The organism is Streptomyces sp. NPDC057253 (assembly GCF_042669125.1).
In the GTDB taxonomy this organism is placed as follows: domain Bacteria; phylum Actinomycetota; class Actinomycetes; order Streptomycetales; family Streptomycetaceae; genus Streptomyces.
Window position 1 is genome coordinate 1 of the sequence record NZ_JBHUXV010000253.1, and the last position, 5787, is coordinate 5787.

Sequence of the window (5787 nt, forward strand, 5' to 3'; positions counted from 1 at the left end):
GGCACGGCCCCTCCTGTGGTCTCTCGCGCCCCCGGAGCGACGTTCCGGGGGCGCGAGCGGTTCGGGATGAGATTGTACGAAGGGATGGAGCGGGCCGGCCGCCACCGGTCAGCTCAGTGCGCCGACCCGGCGCATGACCTCACGGCAGAAGGACCCCACCCCGTCGGGGTCGTCGGTGAACTGGGACGGCTTCACACAGAAGGTCGTGAAGCCCTGAGCCATCTGCTCGGGGACGGATTCGAGGGCCTGGGCGAGGTCCGCGCACGAGGTGTCGTCCGGGAAGACCGCCCGGGTGCCTCCGATGAGTTCCAGTTCGGAGAGGTCCCGGCCGGCGGCCTTCATGGCCTGGGCGAGCTTGTCCATCTCCTCCGCGGTGGGGCGGCCGAGCGGGTTGAAGGCGTGGCCGTACCGCACGATGCGGCGGACCATGGCGTCGTGCATGCCCGCCCCGCCGAAGCACAGGCGAGGTCCGTCCGGCCTGTGTGCCTTGGGCTCGAAGTAGACGTCCTCGAACGTGTGGTGCTCACCCTGGTGCGACACGGGGGAGGGGCCCCACAGCTTGGCCCAGATCTCCAGGTGTTCGTCCAGGAGCCTGCCCCGCCTGGCGAAGGGCACGCCGAGAGCGGAGTACTCGTCGCGGCTCCAGCTGACGTTGGGCAGCACCATCAGGCGTCCTTCCGACAGCAGGTCCAAGGTGCCCAGCTCGCGGGCCAGCAGCAGCGGGTGGCGCAGCGGCGCGATGACGGCCGAGGCCGCGAGGCGCAGCCGCTCGGTGACGGCGGCGATGGCGCTGAGCAGCATCAGGGAGTTGGGCCAGGGGGTGTACGGGTCCTGGTTGCCGGGCAGCGCGTAGTCCCGGGGGTTGCCCATCACACCGTTCGCGCCGGCGTCCGGACCGAGGACGATGTGCTCGCTGATCATCACCGAGTCGAAGCCGGCGTCCTCGGCCTCGCGTGCCCAGCGCACCAGAAGGGGCAGGTCGGCCCGGCCGCCGGTCATCGTCCAGTTCTCACTCAGCACCAGCTGCATGCGGGGTGCGGTGGTCATGGTCGTCGTTCTCCGTTCGTGAGCATCCGGGGACGGGCCCGCGGGTCAGAGCATCCAGGAGTACTCGTTGAACTCCCAGTCGGTGACGGCCTGTTCGAAGCGAGTGATCTCCAGGCGCTTGAGCTCCGTGAAGACCTGGACGAACCGCTCGCCCAGGGCCTCGTTCAGCGCCTTGTCCTGTTCCAGGGCCGTCAGCGCCTCGCGGAACGAAGACGGCAGCGTGGCTCCCTCGTCGCCGCGGTCGCCGGTGATGGGCGGCGGCGGAAGGAGGTCGCGTTCGACGCCGTCGAGCCCGGCCGCCAGCAGGGCCGCGATCGTCAGGTAGGGGTTTCCCGCGCCGTCGCCGATGCGGACCTCGATCCGGGCGCCCGCGCCGCGCTCGGGCGGGATCCGGGCGTAGGCGAGCCGGTTGTCGTAGCCCCAATTGGCGGCGGTGGGGGCGAGCGAACCGGCGGCGGCCAGGCGTTTGTAGGCGTTGACGGTCGGGTTGAGCACGGCCATCAGTGCCGGGGCGTGTTCGAGCAGCCCGGCCAGGAAGGACCTGGCGAGCGCCGAGAGCCCGTCCTCGGCACTGTCGTCGGCGAAGAGGTTGCGTTCCTGTCCGTCGGTGAGGGACAGGTGGACGTGGTTGCCGCTGCCCGACCGGTCGGCGAAGGGCTTGCCCATGAAGGTGGCGCGCATCCCGTGGCGGGCCGCGATCTCCTTCACCGCGTACTTGAACAGGAAGGCCCGGTCGGCGGCGCCGAGCGCCGGGCCGTGCGCCTGGTTGATCTCGTACTGTCCGCCGCTGAACTCCTGGATGCCGGCGTGGACCCCGAGGCCGAGGGCGCGACACTCCCGGATGAGCAGTGGGAGCATGTCGTCCGGGTCGTAGGCGGTGCCGACGACATAGCCCGCCGTGTCGCGGTCCAGGTACCTTCGCCAGCCGTGCGGTGCCTCGGGATCCGCCTTGAGGAGATAGAACTCCAGCTCCGGGGCGGCCACCGGGTGCAGCCCGCGTGCCGTCAGACGGTCGATCTGGCGTCGCAGCAGCGAGCGGGGGTCGAAGCGCAGCGGGGCCCCGTGCGCGGCCGGGTCGGTCACCTCGGCGAGCAGGTACGCGATACCGGGCGCGTATCCCGGCAGGGCCAGCGTGTCGGGGTCGATACGGGCGTCCGCGTCGGGCCAGCCGCTGCTCGCGGACTCGGGCACGTGCAGGGGGTTGCCTGCCAGGTCGGTGACCATGAGTGCCTGGCAGAAGGCGACGCCGTGGTCGGCGAACCGGTGGAGTTCGTCGGTCGGGATCTCCTTGCCGCGCGCCACGCCGTGGAGGTCGCTCCACAGCACACGGACCAGGTCGATGTCGCGGCCGGCCAGTTCGGCCGCGAGACGCGTCAGCCGATCCGCGGCGGCGGGAGAGGTGGGTTCGGACACCGGGAGCCTCCGGTCGATCCAGAAGTCATTTGATGTCAAACAGTATGATGGGTGAGCGCTCTCCGCAACCATGTGGTGCTCCGGGCAGGCGGATCCGCCGACGCGCCGCGCGCAAACGGGTGGTCGGGTCCGGTCAGAACATGGTGTTGTCGTTCGCCGAGGTCTCGGGCACGGCCTGGGTGACGTCCCAGTGCTCGACGATCTTGCCCTTCACGAACCTGAAGATGTCCACGACGGCACTGCCGCGGTCGGTGGGCGTCGTGGTCTCGTGGGTGTGCACCAAGACCAGGTCACCTTCGGCCGCGACCCGCTTCACCTCCTCCTTCAGCTGCGGGAACTGCTTGGTGTAGTCCGCGACGGCGGAGACGAACGCCGCCTTGCCGTCGGCGAAGTTCGGATTGTGCTGTGTGTACGTGGCGCCGATGTAGCGGTCGGCGGCCTCCTGGGGCTTCTTCTTGTTGAACGCCAGATCGATGAAGGCCAGCGCGACCCGCTTGTTGCACTCCGCGGTGGACTGTGCGGACGAGGCCTTCGCGGTCCGGTGGTCGGCGGTGGTGGAACCCTGGGTGGCGAAGGCCGTTCCGCCGAGCGTGAGCGTGGCGGCGGCGAGGCCGGCTACGAGGGTGGTCTTCCTGTTCATCGCGTCGTCTCCTGTTGGTGGGGGTGTCGGAACGTCCGTGGTGCCGGGGCGTTCACGTCTGAGTCCGGTGCGTGGAGGCGGGAGTTCTGGGCAGTGCCGAGCGCAGAAACCCGTCCACCAGCCGATGGGCCCGCTGTCTGGACTCCTCTCGGCGGGTGCGGGTCTCCGAGAGCAGCCAGGCGGGGTCGATGCCGTACTCCTCGGCCTGGCGCGCACCACCGAGGTCGAGCCACTGGCTCAGGGTCTCCTCGGTCAGCTCCGGGTGGAACTGGACGCCGAGCGCGCGGCCGGTCCGGAACGCCTGGGGGCCGACGCGGCTGCGGGCGAGTTCCTCGGCACCGGGCGGGACGGTGAAGCGGTCGAGGTGCCACTGGAACCACGGACCCGCCGGCAGCAGGTCCTCGGCCTCGGACCGGATGGGCATCCAGCCGATCTCCGCACGCGGCGCGCGCTCGACGCTCCCGCCCAGAGCGGTGGCCAGGGCCTGGGCTCCGAAGCAGATCCCGAGAACGGGCAGGTCCCTCTCGTGCGCCCGGCGCAGCAGCTTCAGCTCGCCGTCGATCCATGTCCCGACGGCGGCTCTGTCGTAGACCGACCATGGCGCGCCGAGAGCCAGGATCAGGTCGTACTCCTCGGGCGCGGGGAAGTCGAACTCGACGGCGGGATCGTGCTGCCGCTCTGCGGGCACGACCGTGTGTTCGTCGAGGGCGAAGCCGTGCTGGACCAGACGGTCGCCCACGGGGCCGGACAGTGACGCGTGATCGTGGCGCAGGACAAGGGCCCGCATGTCGGGGTCTCTCCTTACGGTCGTCCGGCATCCGTCGCGGTGCGTCGATCGGTCGGTCGTTTCCCCGGCCGCGCTCTCGCCGTCGGCCGGTCGAGTGTGTCGGGGCGTCGCGTCCGTGATCGACCGGGCGCGAGGTGCCGACCGGTTCGCCGAGGGGGTGACCGCCTCGCGGGGGACATCCGCCCGACGAATTGTTCGGGGTCAAACAATAGGGGTGGCCGGCAGTCTCGGCAAGTTTGTTGCGGATTGGCCAATCCCTGTCGCCGACCCCTTGTCGGCGGGCCCCGGCTTCCATATTGTACGGACCCAAACGATGGACTGGTCCGCCTGGCCCCGTCCCCGTCCCGCGCGCCGTGGCCTGCGCAGGCGCGCCTACCCGGATGGAGCGATCCATGTCGCACCAGACCGCACCGCCCAGCACCGGATCACAGGCGCCCGCGTCTTCCGGCACGCTGTCCCTCACCGATGTGGTGGCCCAGTCCGTAGGATTCATGGGCCCCGTCTTCTCCGTCTCCGTCCTGCTCCCGATGCTGGTCGGCATCACCACCGCGACCGGCAACGGAGCGGGCGCCGCCGCCCCGCTCTCGGTGTTGATCGGGACGGTCGGCATGCTCGCGATCGGCTGGATCGTCGCCACCTACGCCCGCCGCATCCGGGCCGCCGGCTCCCTGTACAACTACGTCACCGAGGGCCTCGGCGCCCGCCTCGGAGCCGCGTCCGGATATGTCTACTACGCCGGTGTGCTCGTCCTCGGCGCCGGTATCGCCGTCCTGATCGGCGGCACCGTGTACGACGACCTCAAGGCCGAGTTCGGCTTCGACGCCCTGCCGGTGTGGGTCTGGCAGTTCGCCTTCCTGGCCCTGGTGACGGCCATCGTGCACATCGGCGTCCAGGTCTCCGTCAAGGTCCAGCTGGCACTCGCGCTCGTCTCCATGGGCGTCCTGGCCGTGTTCTTCGTGTACCTGATCGTCAAGGTGGGCGGCGACAACAGCATCACCGCCTTCAAGCCGTCCAGCTCGGCACAGGGCTGGAGCGGGATCGCCTTCTCCGTCATCTACGGCGTCCTGCTCTTCACGGGCTTCGAGTCCGCCGCCAACCTCGCCGAGGAGACCGCCGACCCCAAGCGGTCCGTTCCCCGGGCGGTCATGATCTCCCTGATCGCCTCCGCCGTGTTCTTCCTTCTCGGCTGTTACGCCCAGATCGCCGGATTCCACTTCAGCGTGGACGCCGTGGCGAAGAACGCCGGCGCCCCGCTCGTCGCCCTCGCCTCACCGGGCGCCTTCGGCGCCACCTGGGTCGCCCGCCTGGTCGAACTGGTCATCCTGCTCGACATGCTGGCCGTGTACATCGGCGTCTCGGTCGCGGTCACCCGCGGTGTGCTGACCATGGCCAAGGACGGCTGGCTGCCCAAGCCCCTGACCCGGGTCAGCGCACGCCGAGGCACCCCGGTCGGCGGCACCGCGGTCGTGGCCGTCGTCTACCTCCTCACCGTCCTGGTCAGCCAGGCCTTCCCCAAGAGCGTGGCGGTCCCGGGCCTGCCGGACTACTTCGGCTGGTACGCCTGGCTGTCCGCCTTCGGCATCTTCTGTCTCGCCGCGATCTACCTCGCCATGTGCCTCGGGGCGCCGCGCGGACTCAAGGGGCACGCGGGTCAGGCCCAGACGTGGCTCGCCACCGTCGTCGGCCTGGTGATCACCGGAGGGGCGCTCTTCGGCGCCGTCTACAAGGTGCCCGCGCCGTCGATCTACGCGGCCTACGCCGCCATGGGACTGGTCGTGATCGCGGTCGTCGGAGGCTTCGCCGTCAGGTCCCGCACGGCGGAGGTCCTGTGACGGCGCGGCCGGAACCGGTGTACCTGGTCGCGGGGGCGAGCAGCGGCATCGGTGCCGCGGTCGCCCAC

The 5787-nt window shown here is 70.4% G+C and carries 5 protein-coding genes; 1 reads left to right on the forward strand and 4 read right to left on the reverse strand.

What is annotated here, in order from left to right:
• Window positions 1-108: 108 nt before the first annotated feature.
• The 4 genes from ACFULQ_RS48410 to ACFULQ_RS48425 all read right to left on the reverse strand — a co-directional run bounded on the left by ACFULQ_RS48410 (window position 109) and on the right by ACFULQ_RS48425 (window position 3887).
• Window positions 109-1047 carry a TIGR03619 family F420-dependent LLM class oxidoreductase gene (locus ACFULQ_RS48410; RefSeq protein WP_383558042.1) on the reverse strand — a complete coding sequence of 313 codons (939 nt, stop codon included), beginning with the start codon at window positions 1045-1047 and terminating at the stop codon, window positions 109-111.
• Between the two features lie 45 nt (window positions 1048-1092).
• Window positions 1093-2460: a glutamine synthetase family protein gene (locus ACFULQ_RS48415; RefSeq protein WP_383558045.1), complete on the reverse strand. Its 1368-nt coding sequence runs from the start codon at window positions 2458-2460 to the stop codon at window positions 1093-1095.
• Between the two features lie 133 nt (window positions 2461-2593).
• The gene (locus tag ACFULQ_RS48420) at window positions 2594-3100 is read right to left on the reverse strand and encodes a nuclear transport factor 2 family protein (RefSeq protein ID WP_383558047.1); all 507 of its coding nucleotides are present in this window, start codon (window positions 3098-3100) and stop codon (window positions 2594-2596) included.
• Window positions 3101-3152: 52 nt separating this feature from the next.
• Window positions 3153-3887, reverse strand: coding sequence for a type 1 glutamine amidotransferase (locus ACFULQ_RS48425; protein WP_383558050.1), 735 nt, complete (start codon window positions 3885-3887; stop codon window positions 3153-3155).
• Window positions 3888-4279: 392 nt separating this feature from the next.
• Between ACFULQ_RS48425 and ACFULQ_RS48430 the strand changes: the two genes are divergently transcribed.
• On the forward strand, window positions 4280-5719 hold the full coding sequence (locus tag ACFULQ_RS48430) for an APC family permease (RefSeq protein WP_383558052.1): 1440 nt from the start codon (window positions 4280-4282) through the stop codon (window positions 5717-5719).
• Window positions 5720-5787 lie beyond the last annotated feature (68 nt).